The organism is Bradyrhizobium sp. CFUWI (assembly GCF_056429085.1).
In genome coordinates, this window is sequence record NZ_JBWJZE010000003.1 from 240014 (window position 1) to 253734 (window position 13721).

The 13721-nt window shown below is 64.7% G+C and carries 14 protein-coding genes; 5 read left to right on the plus strand and 9 right to left on the minus strand.

All coding sequences use genetic code 11. The annotated features are described in order from the left end of the window. Positions 1-104 precede the first annotated feature (104 nt). Positions 105-1346, plus strand: coding sequence for a hypothetical protein (locus AC066S_RS08445; RefSeq protein WP_478269407.1), 1242 nt, complete (start codon positions 105-107; stop codon positions 1344-1346). 24 nt (positions 1347-1370) lie between these two features. Here AC066S_RS08445 and AC066S_RS08450 read toward each other — a convergent pair whose 3' ends face one another. After that, complete coding sequence (locus AC066S_RS08450) at positions 1371-2459, minus strand: Zn-dependent alcohol dehydrogenase (RefSeq protein WP_478269408.1); 1089 nt, start codon at positions 2457-2459, stop codon at positions 1371-1373. Positions 2460-2532: 73 nt separating this feature from the next. Continuing rightward, positions 2533-4317, minus strand: coding sequence for an acyl-CoA dehydrogenase family protein (locus tag AC066S_RS08455; protein ID WP_478269409.1), 1785 nt, complete (start codon positions 4315-4317; stop codon positions 2533-2535). 231 nt (positions 4318-4548) lie between these two features. Here AC066S_RS08455 and AC066S_RS08460 point away from each other — a divergent pair, with 231 nt between their 5' ends. Further along, on the plus strand, positions 4549-5250 hold the full coding sequence (locus tag AC066S_RS08460; RefSeq protein ID WP_478269410.1) for an SDR family NAD(P)-dependent oxidoreductase: 702 nt from the start codon (positions 4549-4551) through the stop codon (positions 5248-5250). Between the two features lie 118 nt (positions 5251-5368). Further along, positions 5369-6199, plus strand: coding sequence for an enoyl-CoA hydratase (locus AC066S_RS08465; protein WP_126259621.1), 831 nt, complete (start codon positions 5369-5371; stop codon positions 6197-6199). Positions 6200-6390: 191 nt separating this feature from the next. On the opposite strand, the gene AC066S_RS08470 is transcribed toward AC066S_RS08465, so the two are convergent. Then, on the minus strand, positions 6391-7014 hold the full coding sequence (locus AC066S_RS08470) for an N-acetyltransferase family protein (protein WP_478269411.1): 624 nt from the start codon (positions 7012-7014) through the stop codon (positions 6391-6393). A 68-nt stretch (positions 7015-7082) separates the two neighbouring features. Beyond that, the gene (locus AC066S_RS08475; RefSeq protein WP_126259619.1) at positions 7083-7286 is read right to left on the minus strand and encodes a DUF1127 domain-containing protein; all 204 of its coding nucleotides are present in this window, start codon (positions 7284-7286) and stop codon (positions 7083-7085) included. Positions 7287-7396: 110 nt separating this feature from the next. Between AC066S_RS08475 and AC066S_RS08480 the strand changes: the two genes are divergently transcribed. Continuing rightward, positions 7397-8296: a transcriptional regulator GcvA gene (locus AC066S_RS08480; protein ID WP_126259618.1), complete on the plus strand. Its 900-nt coding sequence runs from the start codon at positions 7397-7399 to the stop codon at positions 8294-8296. 140 nt (positions 8297-8436) lie between these two features. Here the strand turns inward: AC066S_RS08480 and AC066S_RS08485 are convergent, their stop codons facing one another. Genes AC066S_RS08485 through AC066S_RS08495 form a run of 3 tightly spaced genes read right to left on the minus strand, consistent with a single transcriptional unit; the run spans position 8437 to position 11043 of the window. After that, on the minus strand, positions 8437-8850 hold the full coding sequence (locus AC066S_RS08485; protein WP_126259617.1) for a Rieske (2Fe-2S) protein: 414 nt from the start codon (positions 8848-8850) through the stop codon (positions 8437-8439). Then, entirely contained in the window at positions 8850-9959 is a 1110-nt protein-coding gene (locus AC066S_RS08490; RefSeq protein ID WP_126259616.1) for an amidohydrolase family protein, read from the minus strand. The genes AC066S_RS08485 and AC066S_RS08490 overlap by 1 nt, the downstream gene beginning before the upstream one ends. Positions 9960-9984: 25 nt before the next feature. After that, complete coding sequence (locus tag AC066S_RS08495; protein WP_478269412.1) at positions 9985-11043, minus strand: amidohydrolase family protein; 1059 nt, start codon at positions 11041-11043, stop codon at positions 9985-9987. A gap of 144 nt (positions 11044-11187) precedes the next feature. Here AC066S_RS08495 and AC066S_RS08500 point away from each other — a divergent pair, with 144 nt between their 5' ends. Then, positions 11188-11670 carry a CinA family protein gene (locus tag AC066S_RS08500; RefSeq protein WP_126259614.1) on the plus strand — a complete coding sequence of 161 codons (483 nt, stop codon included), beginning with the start codon at positions 11188-11190 and terminating at the stop codon, positions 11668-11670. 198 nt (positions 11671-11868) lie between these two features. On the opposite strand, the gene AC066S_RS08505 is transcribed toward AC066S_RS08500, so the two are convergent. Continuing rightward, entirely contained in the window at positions 11869-12144 is a 276-nt protein-coding gene (locus AC066S_RS08505) for a DUF1488 family protein (RefSeq protein WP_164718854.1), read from the minus strand. A 79-nt stretch (positions 12145-12223) separates the two neighbouring features. Beyond that, positions 12224-13693: an AMP nucleosidase gene (locus tag AC066S_RS08510; protein WP_126259613.1), complete on the minus strand. Its 1470-nt coding sequence runs from the start codon at positions 13691-13693 to the stop codon at positions 12224-12226. Positions 13694-13721: the final 28 nt, after the last annotated feature.

Genomic DNA, 13721 nt, shown 5'->3' on the forward strand with positions numbered 1-13721 from the left:
GCGTGACAGATGACACAATCGAGATAGGCGCGCTCCGCGAGCCCTATCATCGCGTCAATGCAGACCAATCGCTGCCCAAGAGATGGCGCATTCCGATCGTCCTCATGCTGACGTGTGGATTTGCGGGCCTTGCACTCCGTTACCTCGCCCGGGGGCACACCAACAGCGACGCCTTCCAGTTCCTGATCCCCTGGTATGTCTTTGCCCGGGATCATGGCATCGGTGCGCTGGCCGAGCCTTTCACCAACTACGCCCCGTTTTACAGCTACCTCCTGCTGATCGCCGCCCCTTTTGATTGGCTCGGCCAGCCACTTTCGCTCGTGAAGACAATCTCGGCGATATTCGAGCTCGGTTGCGCGATCGTTGTCGCACAGATCGTCTGGCGTACAACGAAGGTGCCATTGCGCGCGTCCATGGCCTTCTGCTCGGTTTGGCTTGCACCGACGGTGCTCTTCAATGGAGCAATGTGGGGGCAGGCCGATTCGATCTGGACCTTCTTCACGCTGCTGTCCGTATCGATGTTCATGCGCAACCGAAATGGCGTTCTGCCTTTCGCCGTAGGCTGTTCGGTGAAAGCGCAGGGCGTGTTCCTGGGACCGTTCGTGCTCGGCATGATCTTGCGCCGCAAGATTCACCTGGCGTGGCTTGCCGCCATTCCGGGAGTCTATGCGATCCTCGCCATTCCGGTTCTCGTTGCAGGCCGATCTCTGGTCTCCGTGCTCGGCATCTATCTCGGCCAAGCCGCCACGTTTCATCACCTGACCATGAATGCAGCGAACGTCTGGGTATTCGCAGGAGGAACGCCCTACACAGTCGGAGTCGCCCTTGGCCTCCTGCTCGCGGCAGCGAGCGGGCTTGCCCTATCGATCTTCATCGCGCAGTCCAGGCGGACCGGGCCGGAGTTCGTCCTGCTCGCCGCATGCGCGTCGCTCATTCTGATGCCGTACCTGCTTCCCAAGATGCACGAGCGCTACTTCTACGGGTTCGAACTTGCGAGCATCGCCCTAGCCTGCCTCAACCTGCGCTATCTGCCGTTCGCGGTGATTGCCCAGGTCGACGGCGTGTTATCCTATCTTGCATTCGAGAGCGAGATCGTCATGGGCCTGTTGCCGGCGGCGCTCTGCAACACCTTTTTGGTGTTCTACCTCGTGCTCGATCTCCGCCAGGGCGAACGTGGATTTCGCCTTCCAAGATTGGCCTGGCTTGGCTTCATTGCGTCGACGGCAGGATTGTTCTCCTATTTGCTCTTCGCAGGTGCCGGCTTGAACATATCCCCTGCCTATATGCTCGCCGCGGGCCTTGCCGCGCTCATGACGCTGCTGCTCATAAAGGAGTCGCGCGCCTGATCGGGCGCGCCGGCATCGGCCGTTCTAGCTGTCGAACACGATCACGCTGCGCAGCGTCTTGCCGGCCTTCATGTTGGCAAAGCCTTCGTTGATCTCGTTCAGCTTCAATTTCGCCGAGATCCAGTCTTCCAGGTGCAGCCGGCCGCGCAGGTAGAAGTCCACCAGGCGGGGCATGTCGACGCGAAAATGGTTCGAGCCCATCGACGAGCCCTGGATCCTGCGCTCGCGCAGGAAGTCGAAGCCGTGCAGCTCGATCTTCTGGCCGAACGGAATCATGCCGACGATGGTCGCGGTGCCGCCCGAGGCGAGCATGCCGAACGCCTGCTCGGCGGTCTCCTTGCGGCCGAGCACCTCGAAGGAATGATGCACGCCGCCATTGGTGAGGTCGCGCACCTGCTTCACGACGTCGCCGTCCGCCGGGTTGATGATATCGGTGGCGCCCAGCTTGGTCGCGAGCTGGAGCTTGGCCGGGTTGGTGTCGATGGCGATGATGCGGCCGGCGCCGGCGATCTGCGCGCCGTTGATCGCGGCCATGCCGACGCCGCCGCAGCCGATCACGGCGACGGTCTCGCCGGCCGTCACCTTCGCCGTGTTCACGACCGCGCCGTAGCCGGTGATGACGCCGCAGCCGATCAGCGCGGCGAGATGGAGCGGCATTTCTTTGCGGATTTTGACGATGGCATTCTCGTGCACCAGCATCTGCTCGGCAAACGAGGACAGGTTGAGAAACTGGTGCAGCTTCTCGGGCTTCGACCATTGCATCCGGTTGGAGACACCAGGCAGCATCTTCACCGTGGTGTCGGTGCAGAGCACGGTGCGGCCGGTGGTGCAATTGTCGCAGGTGCCGCAGAACACGGACAGGCAGGTGACGACGTGATCGCCCGGCTTGACGTAGGTGACGTCGGAGCCGACCTGCTCGACGACACCGGCGGATTCATGCCCGAGCACTGCGGGCAGCGGATGCGGATAGAGCCCCTCCATGAAGTGCAGATCGGAATGGCAGAGGCCGGCGACCGCCGTGCGGATCAGGACCTCGCGCGGACCCGGCTTCGGCAGGCTGACATCCTCGATGACGAGCGGCTGGTTGACTTCATGGAGGACGGCGGCCTTCATCGGTGTTTCCCCGTTGTTATGATTCTCGTTGCGCGCAGACTTCACCTCTCCCCTTGGAAGAGGTGAAGGCAGCCTACGCCGCCAGAACCAGTTCGCCAACCTCGCTCATGCCGGCATCGCGATCGCCGAGCAGCAACGCGGCGATCTTCGCTTGCGCGGCATTTTCCGTCAGCCGGAACGGATCGCTCGGCGACACCCTGTGGTCGACGACGAGCCGCGACAGCAGCAGCCGGCGCGCGTCGCCGCGCATGGCATGAATGCGGTGCGCTTCCCAGGCGAGCGCCACCGCGCTGGCAACATGATAGAGCAGACTGGTGGCGCGCCGCGCGTCGGCTTCGTTTTCCGACTTGCCCGCAACCTCGCGCGCAAAATCCACGGCGCGATCGGTGAGGCCGCGCAGCTTGTCGCGCCAGGCCTGCGGCACCGACGCGCTGTCATCGAGCCGGGCATGCAGATCGGCCGCGAGCGCGGATTCGGCGCCATGGCGGCCGACCGCGCGCCGGAGCGCGTCGATCGCGACGATGTTGCCGGTACCTTCCCAGACCGAGCCGAGATGCGCATCGCGCAAGAGGCGCGCGGTGGCGAACTCCTCGATATAGCCGATGCCGCCGCGCATCTCGAGCGCATCGCCACAGACCTTTCGGGCGTCGCGGGTGGCGCGGAATTTCAAGGTCGGGGTGAGGATGCGCAGCAGCGCCGCCGCATCCTGGCTGCCGGCTTCGGCGCGGTCGAGCGCGTCCGCGGTGAGGAAGCTCATCGACAGCGCCTGCTCGACCGGCAGCATGATCTTCAGCATCTGCCGGCGGCCGAGCGGCAGGTCGATGATGCGGCTGCCGAACACCACGCGGTTCTTCGCGACCGTCATGGCATCGTGATAGGCGCGGCGCATCAGCGCGGTGGATTTGACGCCGTTGGAGAGCCGCGACGAGTTGACCATCTCGGCCATCTGCACGAAGCCGCGGTCGAGCTTGCCGACCGCGTACGCAATCGCGCCTTCGAGCTTGATCTCGCCCGAGGCCATCGAACGCGTGCCGAGCTTGTCCTTCAGGCGCACGATCCGGTAATGGTTCTGCGCGCCGTCGTCGAGGAGGCGCGGCATCAGGAACAGGCCGACGCCGCGCGTGCCGGGGCCGGCGCCTTCGGGGCGCGCCAGCAGCATCACCACCTTGGCATCCGCATTCGAGCAGAACCATTTTTCGCCGTAGAGCCGCCAATGATCGCCCTCCTGCACCGCGCGGGTGGTCAGCGTGCCGACGTCGGAGCCGCCCTCCTTCTCGGTCATGAACTGGCCGCCTTGCGTCAGCTTGCTCATGTCGGTCGTGGTCAGGCCGTCGAGATATTTCGACTTGAGCGCCTCGCTGCCGAAATTTGCCAGGAGCTTGGCGCAGCCGTCGGTGACGTTGATCGGGCAGCCCATGCCGAATTCAGTCTGGTTGAACAGGAAGGTGAAGGCGTGCTTGGCCACCACGGGGTATTTGTCCGGCCAGCCCATGATGCCCTTGCGGATCGAGAGGGCATGAATGCCGAACTCGCCGAATGCGGCATTCTCCAGCTCGCGATAGGCCGGGTGATACTCGATCGACTGCACGTCGCGGCCGAACTTGTCGCGCTGGTGCAGCACCGGCGTGTGCCGGTCGGCGAGCCGCGCGCATTCGTCGAGCCGGCCGCCGGCGAGCTCGCCGAGGCGGTCGAGATGCGGCTCGATGTGGCGAAACAAGAGCTCCGGCAGATGGATGCGCAAGAGATCCGTCAGCGCGGGATCGGCGCGGTAGAAATTCATGCCTGTGGTATCGGGCGCCAGCAGGCCGGATGGCTCGGCCGCGGCGTCGTTCGGCTGTGCTGGGGCCGGCTTGTGCATGATCGTTCCTCTATCGTTTCCGCCGTGCGGGCATTTTGTGCTGACTTGGCGCTTGCCGCTTGGGATGATGGCGATCATGCTCCAGCGGCGGAGAGCGATAAAGCCGCAAATTGTCAGGGAGGCATGATCGCAATGATGGAGCAATTCGCTCTGCGGAATTGTGACCGTCCCGGCTGGTTGTTCGCGTAGGCATGCATAGATCAACGGCTCCCCATCCTGAGAGACCACGCCATGGAACATCCGAAATACAAGATCGCCCTCATCGTCGGCGCCGGCGAAGGCCTCAGCGCCTCGCTGGCGCGGCTGCTCTCCGCCCAGAATATTCGCGTGGCGCTGGCCGCCCGCAAGATCGAGAAGCTTGGCGCGCTCTGCAGCGAGACCGGCGCAAGGGCCTATGCCTGCAACGCGGCGGATCCGGAGGAGGTCGAGCGGCTGTTCGGCCTCGTCGAGCGCGAGATCGGTACGCCCGACCTCGTGGTCTACAACGCCAGCGGCCGCACGCGCGGGCCGTTCGTCGACCTCGTTCCGGCCGACGTCGCCAACGCGATCGCGGTCAGCGCCTATGGCGGTTTCCTGGTGGCGCAGCAGGCCGCAAAGCGCATGCTGCCGAACAAGCACGGCGCGATCCTGTTCACGGGCGCCTCGGCCAGCGTCAAGGGCTATGCGCAATCGGCCTCGTTCGCGATGGGCAAGTTCGCGCTGCGTGGACTGGCACAGAGCCTGGCGCGCGAGCTGTCGCCGCAGGGCATTCACGTCGCCCATTTCGTGATCGACGGCGGGATCCGCAGCGCGGCGCGGACGGAAGCGGCGGACAGACCGGATTCGATGCTCGATCCCGATGCGATCGCGCAGAGCTATTGGAACGTATTGCAGCAGCCGCGCAGCGCCTGGAGCTGGGAGCTCGAGCTGCGGCCCTGGGTGGAGACATTCTGAGGCGATAACATCACAACAACCGTCATTGCGAGCGAAGCGAAGCAATCCAGAGATGTCTCCACGGAAGCAGACTGGATTGCTTCGCTTCGCTCGCAATGACGAAAGAAAGGGAGGATCAATGACCACCGAAACCACCATCGACACCGGCACCAACGAGCTGCTCTGCGTCATTCGCGACCGCGTCGCTGTCATCACGCTGAACCGGCCGGAGGCGCGCAATTCGCTGTCGGACGCGCTGACGCCGGCGCTGCGCACGATGATCCGGACCTGTGGCGAGGATCGCGACGTCGGCGCGCTGCTGCTCACCGGCGCGGGCGAGGCGTTCTGCGCCGGCGGCAACGTCAAGGGCATGGGTGCGCATCGCGACCCCAAGAAGCTGGACATGTCGATCGAGGAGCGGATCGCCGATCTGCAGGAGCGGCAGCGGCTGCTGACCGGCGCGCTGGTGTCGGTGCGCAAGCCGACCATCGCCGCCCTGCCCGGCCCCGCGGTCGGCGCTGGTCTTGCCATCGCCATGGCCTGCGACATCCGCATCGCCGCGCAATCCGCCTTCGTCGCCACCGGCTATGCCCGCATCGCGCTGTCAGGCGATTACGGCATCGCCTGGCTGCTGACGCGGCTGGTCGGCACCGCGCGGGCGCGAGAATTGATGTTCACCGGCGACCGCGTCGATGCCGCGCGGGCCGAAGCGATCGGGCTCGTCAACCGCGTCGTGCCCGACGACAAATTGCAGACCGAGGCCTTCGCGCTGGCAAAGTCGCTCGCCGAAGGACCGCGCCTCGCGCTGCGCTACATGAAGGACAATCTCGACGAGGCCGTGCTGTTCGACTTCGAGACCGCGCGCGACCATGAAGCCGAGCGGCTGGTCCGCCTGACCACGACCGCCGATCACAAGGAGGCGGTGCAGGCGTTCATCGAGAAGAGGAAAGCGGTGTTCACGGGGAAGTAGGCGCCTCGACGTCCACGGCGTCATTCCGGGGCGATGCGGCAGCATCGAACCCGGAATCCATCGGGCCGCGAAACGCGCGGTGAAATGGATTCCGGGTTCGCGCTGCGCGCGCCCCGGAATGACGCTGGAGAGAGATCGCGAGGGCAAAAAAAAGCCCGGCTGGCTTCACCAGGCCGGGCTTCTCAGTGATGTCAGGCCGAGGCTGAGGGGCGTTCGGCCTGACGGGAAAGGGCGGCGAGGCGCCAGCTCGCGCAGGGGATGTCTTTCGATGCGACCTGGATCTCCTTGTCGAAGCGCACCAGCTTCCAATCGTCGGGATGATTGACGAACGTGAAGCCGGATTTGCGCGCGAGCGAGACCATGGTCTCGTTGGAGCGCAGCGTCTCGCCGAAGATGTGCTCGGCGCCAAGGGCGGCGGCGCGGCATTCGAGGTTCTTCATGAGTACGGTGGCGATGCCGTGGCCCTGCCAGCGGTCGTGGACCGACAGGCCGAACTCGAGCGTCGCGGCCTCGGGATGCAGCGCGTAGCGCGCCTCGGCGACGATCGTCTCGAAGCCGTCGACCATCACGGTTGCGACGATCGTGAAGCGCTCGCGATCGCCGATCTGGAGAAAGTCGTGCAGCAACCCTTCCGGCAATTCGCTGATGGCGCCGAAGAAGCGGTTGTATCGCGAGCGGGTCGAAAGCGAGCGGAAGTAGTGCTGGAGCTCCTCGGTGTCGCGCGGCTCGACGAAGCGGACGTTGAGCGCCTCGCCATGCCGGGTGCGCAACGTGTCCGAATATTGCTTCAGCTCTTCCAGGCGAAGGGTGCTCATGACACAGGCCATCCGGGAAAGGGACCGCCGGCGCCCCTGTGCTCAGGCGGCGCCGGCCTGGCGGCCAATCAGGCCCGCCAGAAGGGTTTCTCGGCCTCATAGGCGATATCGGACCAGGACAGTCCGACATCCTGGAGATCGCGTGCGGTCCAGTGGGTGAGCTCACGCCTGGTCCGGTAGCGCTCATACCAGACGTGAAGCGTCTCGCCGATCTGCTCGATCAAGCCAGGCGCATGATGATTTGTCATCGAGGTGTGGGTCAACGTAGACATTTTGAGCTCCTAGAGCTAACTTGAGTGCTAATATCTGCTTCCTAGTGCACTGCGACAAACGACAATTTGTACCCATTCGCATGAAATAACGTCATGTATCCTGCTGCCAAATGACTGCCAGATTGCCGTCCCTGAACGGATTGCGGGCATTCGAGGCCGCCGCGCGCCATCTCAGCTTCACGTTGGCGGCCGCCGAGCTGAACGTGACGCAGACCGCGATCAGCCATCAGATCCGACGGCTCGAGGAGGAGCTCGGCATCCGCCTGTTCATCCGGCAGAACCGCGCGCTGGCCCTGACGCCGGAAGCGCGCGACTATCTCCCTGGCGTCCGCGCGGCCTTCAACGACCTGCGGCTTGCGACCGACCGGTTGCTGCGCAAGGACGACGACAAGGTGCTGACGGTGTCGACGCTGGCTTCGCTCGCCGCGAAATGGCTGCTGCCGCGGCTGAGCGATTTCCAGGAGCAGCATCCCGGCATCGACGTCCGCATCACCACCTCGACCAGCCTCGTCGACTTCCAGCGCGACAATGTCGATGCGGCGATCCGCTACGGCCGCGGCCAGTGGCCGGGCCTGCGCGCCGACTGGCTGATGGCGGATGAGCTGTTTCCGGTGTGCAGCCCTTCGCTGCTGCGCGGCGACAAGCCGCTGCGCCGGCCGGAGGATCTGCGCAACCATCCGCTGCTGCACACCTCGAACGCCAACAGCGATGACTGGCGGCTATGGCTGACCGCGGCGGGACTGCCGGCGGACATCGCAAGGCAGCCGGGCATCACCTTCGACATGATCTTCATGACCATCCAGGCCGCGATCGACGGCATTGGCGTGGCGATGGGGCGGACCTCCTATGTGCAAGACGACATCGCCAAGGGCCGGCTCGTGGTGCCCTTCAAGATCGCGCTGCCGGCCGATGCCGGTTTCTACCTGGTCGCCCCGGAGGGCCGCCGCGAGTCGCCGAAGCTCACCGCGTTCCGCCAATGGATGCTTGCTGCCACCCAAAATAAAGCCTGAAAAATCGGCGGCTTCTTCCCCCTGGGATGTCATTCCGGGGCGCCTCGAAGAGGCGAGCCCGGAATCCATTTCTCCCAGCACTTTTGTTGCGCGATGGATTCCGGGCTCGCGCTACGCGCGCCCCGGAATGACAGTGGGGCTTACAGCTCCACCACCACGTAGTCGCTCTCGACGCTCACCGGAATCGTCTCGGCGACATACGGCCCCTTCACCACGCTGGCACCCGGCTCGACATGGGCCGGATAGGCCTTCACGCGGAAGCGGCGCGGGTCGCAATAGGATTGGCCGGTGCGGATGTCGAACTCCCAGCCGTGCCACGGGCAGCGGATGATCTCGCCGAGCCTGGTGTATTCGATCTCACCAGGGTCCTTTGACTGCGCGAGCCCGATCAGCGGGCCCTCGCACAGCGCCGCGCCCTGATGCGGGCAGCGGTTCATCAGGCCGAAATATTCGCCCTTGATGTTGAAGACCGCGATCGGCCGCCCGTCGATCTCGAGGAATTTTCGCGTGCCCGGCGGAAGCTCGTCGACCGCGGCAATCACATGACGCGCCATCAAGCTAGTCCATAGAGCTTCTTCGCATTGCCGAGATAGAACGCCTCGCGATTGGCTTCGCTGACGCCGGCCGGCAGGACGCGCGAGGGCTCGTCATAGTCCCAATGCGGATAGTCGGTCGCGAACAAGAGCCGGTCCCAGCCGATCCAGTTGATGACGTCGAGCAGATCCTCGCGGCTTTCGGGATCTTCCATCGGCTGCGTCGTCCACCACACCTGCTCGCGGATATATTCCGACGGCGGCCGCTTCACATGCGGCACCTCGCTGCGCAGGCGTTGCCAGGCCTTGTCGAGCCGCCAGGCCAGCGACGGTGCCCAGCCGAAACCGGCCTCGATCATCACCATCTTCAGCTTCGGGAAGCGCTCGAACACGCCTTCCAGCACGAGGCTCGCCAACGCCGATTGCTGGCACTGCGAATGCCCGACCATCTCCTCGATGTAATAGGATGGCCAGCCCGATGGCGTGATCGGGTTGCCGCCGAAGCCGAAGGCGTGAACGCCGACAGGGAGCCCCGCTTCCTCCGCGGCCTGATAGATCGGCCAATAGCGGCGCTGGCCGAGCGGCTCGACATTGCGGCTGAGCAGCAGCACCTGCACGAAGTTCTTGTCGCCGGCGCGCTCGCGGATCTCGGCGGCGGCCGAGAGGCCGTCCTCATTGCCGACGACGATCGAGGCCTTCAGCCGCTTGTCCTTGCTGGTCCATTTGTCGATCTGCCAGTCGTTGATCGCCGAGCACAGCGCGGCCGACAGCTCGTGATTGCGGATGCCCTGCCCGGTGTTGAGCGGATTGAGCACGCCCAGCTGCACGTTGTTGGGATCGAGCAGCTGCTTCTGCATGAAAGAGAGCGAGGAGCCCTGCGGCCCGCCTTCCGGCGGATAGGCGTCACGACGCGAGGCGTTGGGCTGCGCCTTTGGGTAAGGCGGGCCTTCCATCATGCCCTGATAGGCGTGCACGCCGTAGACCTCGAGATGATGCTGCCAGCGTTTGGCGAGGTAGGGATAGAGCTCGGTGCGGGTGGCGCGTGCCGGATGGATGTCGCAGTCCGCAATCGCGGTTTTGACGGTCAGCGGGGAAGCGGCTTCTTGTTTCTCGCGGAACTGGATATTCATCGCCTTGCCTCCTTTGGCAGCGGGCTCACGTCAGGCGGGGATAGGTTGCATGCGGATTGTCGATCATGATCTTGCGCACGAGATCGGGGGACAGCCCTTCGGGCAGCGCGTCCTGGCCGTCGAATTGCCAGTGCGGATAGTCCGTGGAGAATAGGACCAATTCGTCGGACTGCATATGCTCAAACAGGCGATTTAATGTCGCCTCGTCCGGCGGTGCATCAAATGGCTGTAACGAGAAGCGGATGTTGCTTCGCACAATGTCGAGCGGCGCGCGATCGACCCACGGCGTCTCCATCCGCACCCCGCGCCAGAACTTGTGCAATCGCCAGAGATAGGGCGAGATCCAGGAGATGCCCGATTCCAGCAGCACCATTTTCAGGCGCGGATATTTGGCGAACACGCCCTCGACGATCAGGCTGGTGAGCTGGGTCTGGAACGCCTGGGCCTGACCGACATAATCCTCGATGTGGTAGGACCCCCATCCCACGGCGGTCGGCGGATTGTGATAGGCGGAACCCGCATGCACGCCGACGGGCAGTTCCAGCCGTTCCGCGGCTTCGTAGATCGGCCACAGCGCGCGCTTGCCGAGCGGCGTGTCGCCCATGACCAGCATCAGCACCTGCACGAAGCGCTTGTCCTGCGCACAGCGCTCGATCTCGGCCACGGCCTTCTCGACGCTCTGCGTGGGGATCACGATCGAGCCGCGCAGCCGCGGATCGCGGTCGAGCCATTGCTTCACGAGCCAGTCGTTCAGCGCACGGCAGAAGGCCGCCTGCATGTCCTCGGAGAACACCATCTGCACGCCGTAGAGCGGATTGCAGATGGCATGCTTGAGCTTGAAGGGATCGAGCACATGACGCTGCATGTCCTCCAGGCTCTCGCCGGGTTTGCCTGTCTCGGGACGCCAGTCGGGACGCGCCGTGATCGGCGAGTTCTGCGGATAGGATTGCGAGATGAGGTCGACCATGCCGCGCGTCGTCACCTGATCGCGCCAATATTCGTTCAGGTACGGCAGCAGGCTGGTCAGATGCGGCACGGCCGGATGCACGTCGCAATCGATGCCGCCGGCGATCAGGGACGCCATCACGTCTCCCTTCTCACGTTTCCTCGCATGTCTTTTTTGTCCCCGCCATTCAAGCAGGCCTGCCCGTCGCCCGCAACTCGGCCAAGGCTTCCGGCATATGCTAGGAAGGCGCAGCTCGGTTGCGGGAAACGAGAGGTTCAGGGAATGAAAGAGCTCGTCGGCATTGCGGAACAGATCGCCGCCAAACTGATCGCGCGCAAACAGACCATTGCCGTCGCCGAATCCTCCACCGGCGGCCTGATCGCCGCCAGCCTGCTCGCGGTACCCGGCGCGTCCGCCTATTTCCTCGGCGGCGCGGTGGTCTACACCCGGGATGCCAGGCGCGTGCTGATGGATATTTCGGACGAAGGAATGAAGGGCTTTCGCTCCTCGTCGGAGCCCTACGCGCAGCTGCTGGCCGGGCAGATGCGAACGCGCTTCAACAGCGACTGGGGCCTGTCCGAGACCGGCGCAGCCGGCCCCACCGGCAACCGCTACGGCGACGCCGCCGGCCACAGCTGCATGGCGATTGCGGGGCCTGTGTCGGAGGTGATGACGCTGGAGACGGGCAGCAACGACCGGCTCGGCAACATGCAGATGTTCGCGGCGACCGCGCTGAAGCTGTTGCTGGGGAAGCTGGAGGGGTGACGCTGGTGCCGCTCGCAGCAATCACGATTTCAGAACCGTCATCCTGAGGTGCTTCCCTTGCATCGCAAGGGGAGCCTCGAAGGACGACGGCCCGGCTGCACCTCGGCCGCTCATCCTTCGAGGCTCCGCACGAGGCGCGTTGCGCCTCGTGTCTCGCACCTCAGGATGACGGTGAGGAACCGTTGCTCGAGTTCAACGTCACCGTCCCAAATGCCGCATGAAGATCCGCACCACATATCCCTGCACCCGCGGCGCTTCGTCATAGACATCCGACGCGATCCGCTCGATGGACTCGCGCAGCGACAGGAACTGCGCCTGCCGCGCGCTGCTCTCGGTGCCCTGCATGCCCGCGAGCTCGTCCATCGCGGCATCGCTGATCTGGCAATGCACGACCTCGCCGTCGTTCAGCATGGTGAAGCGAAAGGCCAGCCGTTCACGGTCGTGGCCGATGATCCTGTCCCGCGTCAGTGGCATCAAGTCGTCCCGGTCGAGCCCCCGCGACGGACAATGCTGAAAATCGCTCCGATTGTCAGCAGCAAAGAGCAGCTTCGCCCTACTGGAACGCCACCTCGGCAAAACTGCGAAGCTTCCGCGAATGCAGCCGCTCCGATTCCTGCTGCTTGAGCCGCTCCAGCGCCTTCAGGCCGATCTCGAGATGTTGGCCGACGCGGCGGCGGTAGAATTCGCTGGCCATACCGGCGAGCTTGATCTCGCCGTGCAGCGGCTTGTCGGAGACGCACAGCAAGGTGCCGTAGGGCACGCGGAAGCGGTAGCCGTTGGCGGCGATCGCGGCCGATTCCATGTCGAGCGCAACGGCGCGCGATTGCGACAGGCGGCGGATCACCCCGGGCCCGGAGATCTCCCAATTGCGGTTGTCGACGCTCGCCACCGTCCCCGTGCGCATCAGGCGCTTGAGCTCGAAACCTTCGAGGCCGGTGACGTCCTCGACCGCCTCTTCGAGCGCGACCTGCATCTCGGCCAGCGCCGGAATCGGCACCCACGGCGGCAGCTCGCGGTCGAGCACGTGATCCTCGCGCACATAGCCGTGCGCGAGCACGTAATCGCCGAGCCGCTGCGTGTTGCGCAGGCCTGCGCAATGGCCGAGCATCAGCCAGGCATGCGGGCGCAGCACGGCAACGTGGTCGGTAACGTTGCGCGCATTGGACGGGCCGGTGCCGATATTGATCAGGGTGATGCCGCGATAGCCCGATACGACCAGATGGAAGGCCGGCATCTGCGGCATTCGCGCCGGCGCGGTGCCGCTGATCGCGCCGCCGCTCTGCGTGATGAGATTGCCCGGCGCGACAAAGGCATCGAGGCCGGCCTCACCCGATTGAAGCCGCTGCTGACAGAGCTGCGCGAAAGCGTCGACGTAGAACTGGTAATTGGTGAAGATCACGAAGTTCTGGAAATATTCGGGATCGGTGCCGGTGTAGTGATAGAGCCGGCGCAGCGAGTAATCGACGCGGGCGGCGCGGAACAGCGACAGCGGCTCGGGCGCACCGGGCCGGAGCTCAAACGTGCCGTCGGCGATGGAATCGTCGATGGCGGCGAGATCAGGCACGTCGAACGCATCGCGCAGCGATCGCGCGACGGACGAATTCTCGCTGGTGGTGATGGCGGCCTCGATATTGATGTCGCGGCGATAGGCGAAATGGATCGGGATCGGCTCGGCCGATTCGCCGATCTCGACGGGCACGCCGTGATTCTGGATCAGCAATCCGATCTGCTCGACGAGATAGCTGCGGAACAGATCCGGCCGCGTCACGCTGGTTTCATGCACGCCGGGCCCGGCGACGAAGCCGTAGGCGAGACGCGAATCCAGCCGCGCATGCGTCGCGGTGGTGATGCGTACGAAGGGATAGTAGGCCCGCACCCGCGTGGTGACGGCCTCGCCGCCGACATAGGCCTCGAACCGCTCGCGCAGGAACTTTGTGTTGCGCTCGTAGATCTCTTCGAGGCGAGCGACGGCGAGGGACGCGTCGGAGAAGGATTCGGTGGCGACAGATGGAGGAGATTGCATTGTTCGACCGCCGGGTTGCTGTTGCAAT

Bases quoted from the DNA above. Each gene is read 5' to 3' on its own strand.
- AC066S_RS08445 (WP_478269407.1), top strand. From the start codon at position 105: ATGCTGACGTGTGGATTTGCGGGCCTTGCACTCCGTTACCTCGCCCGG.
- AC066S_RS08450 (WP_478269408.1), bottom strand. From the start codon at position 2,459: ATGAAGGCCGCCGTCCTCCATGAAGTCAACCAGCCGCTCGTCATCGAG.
- AC066S_RS08455 (WP_478269409.1), bottom strand. From the start codon at position 4,317: ATGCACAAGCCGGCCCCAGCACAGCCGAACGACGCCGCGGCCGAGCCA.
- AC066S_RS08460 (WP_478269410.1), top strand. From the start codon at position 4,549: ATGGAACATCCGAAATACAAGATCGCCCTCATCGTCGGCGCCGGCGAA.
- AC066S_RS08465 (WP_126259621.1), top strand. From the start codon at position 5,369: ATGACCACCGAAACCACCATCGACACCGGCACCAACGAGCTGCTCTGC.
- AC066S_RS08470 (WP_478269411.1), bottom strand. From the start codon at position 7,014: ATGAGCACCCTTCGCCTGGAAGAGCTGAAGCAATATTCGGACACGTTG.
- AC066S_RS08475 (WP_126259619.1), bottom strand. From the start codon at position 7,286: ATGTCTACGTTGACCCACACCTCGATGACAAATCATCATGCGCCTGGC.
- AC066S_RS08480 (WP_126259618.1), top strand. From the start codon at position 7,397: ATGACTGCCAGATTGCCGTCCCTGAACGGATTGCGGGCATTCGAGGCC.
- AC066S_RS08485 (WP_126259617.1), bottom strand. From the start codon at position 8,850: ATGGCGCGTCATGTGATTGCCGCGGTCGACGAGCTTCCGCCGGGCACG.
- AC066S_RS08490 (WP_126259616.1), bottom strand. From the start codon at position 9,959: ATGAATATCCAGTTCCGCGAGAAACAAGAAGCCGCTTCCCCGCTGACC.
- AC066S_RS08495 (WP_478269412.1), bottom strand. From the start codon at position 11,043: ATGGCGTCCCTGATCGCCGGCGGCATCGATTGCGACGTGCATCCGGCC.
- AC066S_RS08500 (WP_126259614.1), top strand. From the start codon at position 11,188: ATGAAAGAGCTCGTCGGCATTGCGGAACAGATCGCCGCCAAACTGATC.
- AC066S_RS08505 (WP_164718854.1), bottom strand. From the start codon at position 12,144: ATGCCACTGACGCGGGACAGGATCATCGGCCACGACCGTGAACGGCTG.
- AC066S_RS08510 (WP_126259613.1), bottom strand. From the start codon at position 13,693: ATGCAATCTCCTCCATCTGTCGCCACCGAATCCTTCTCCGACGCGTCC.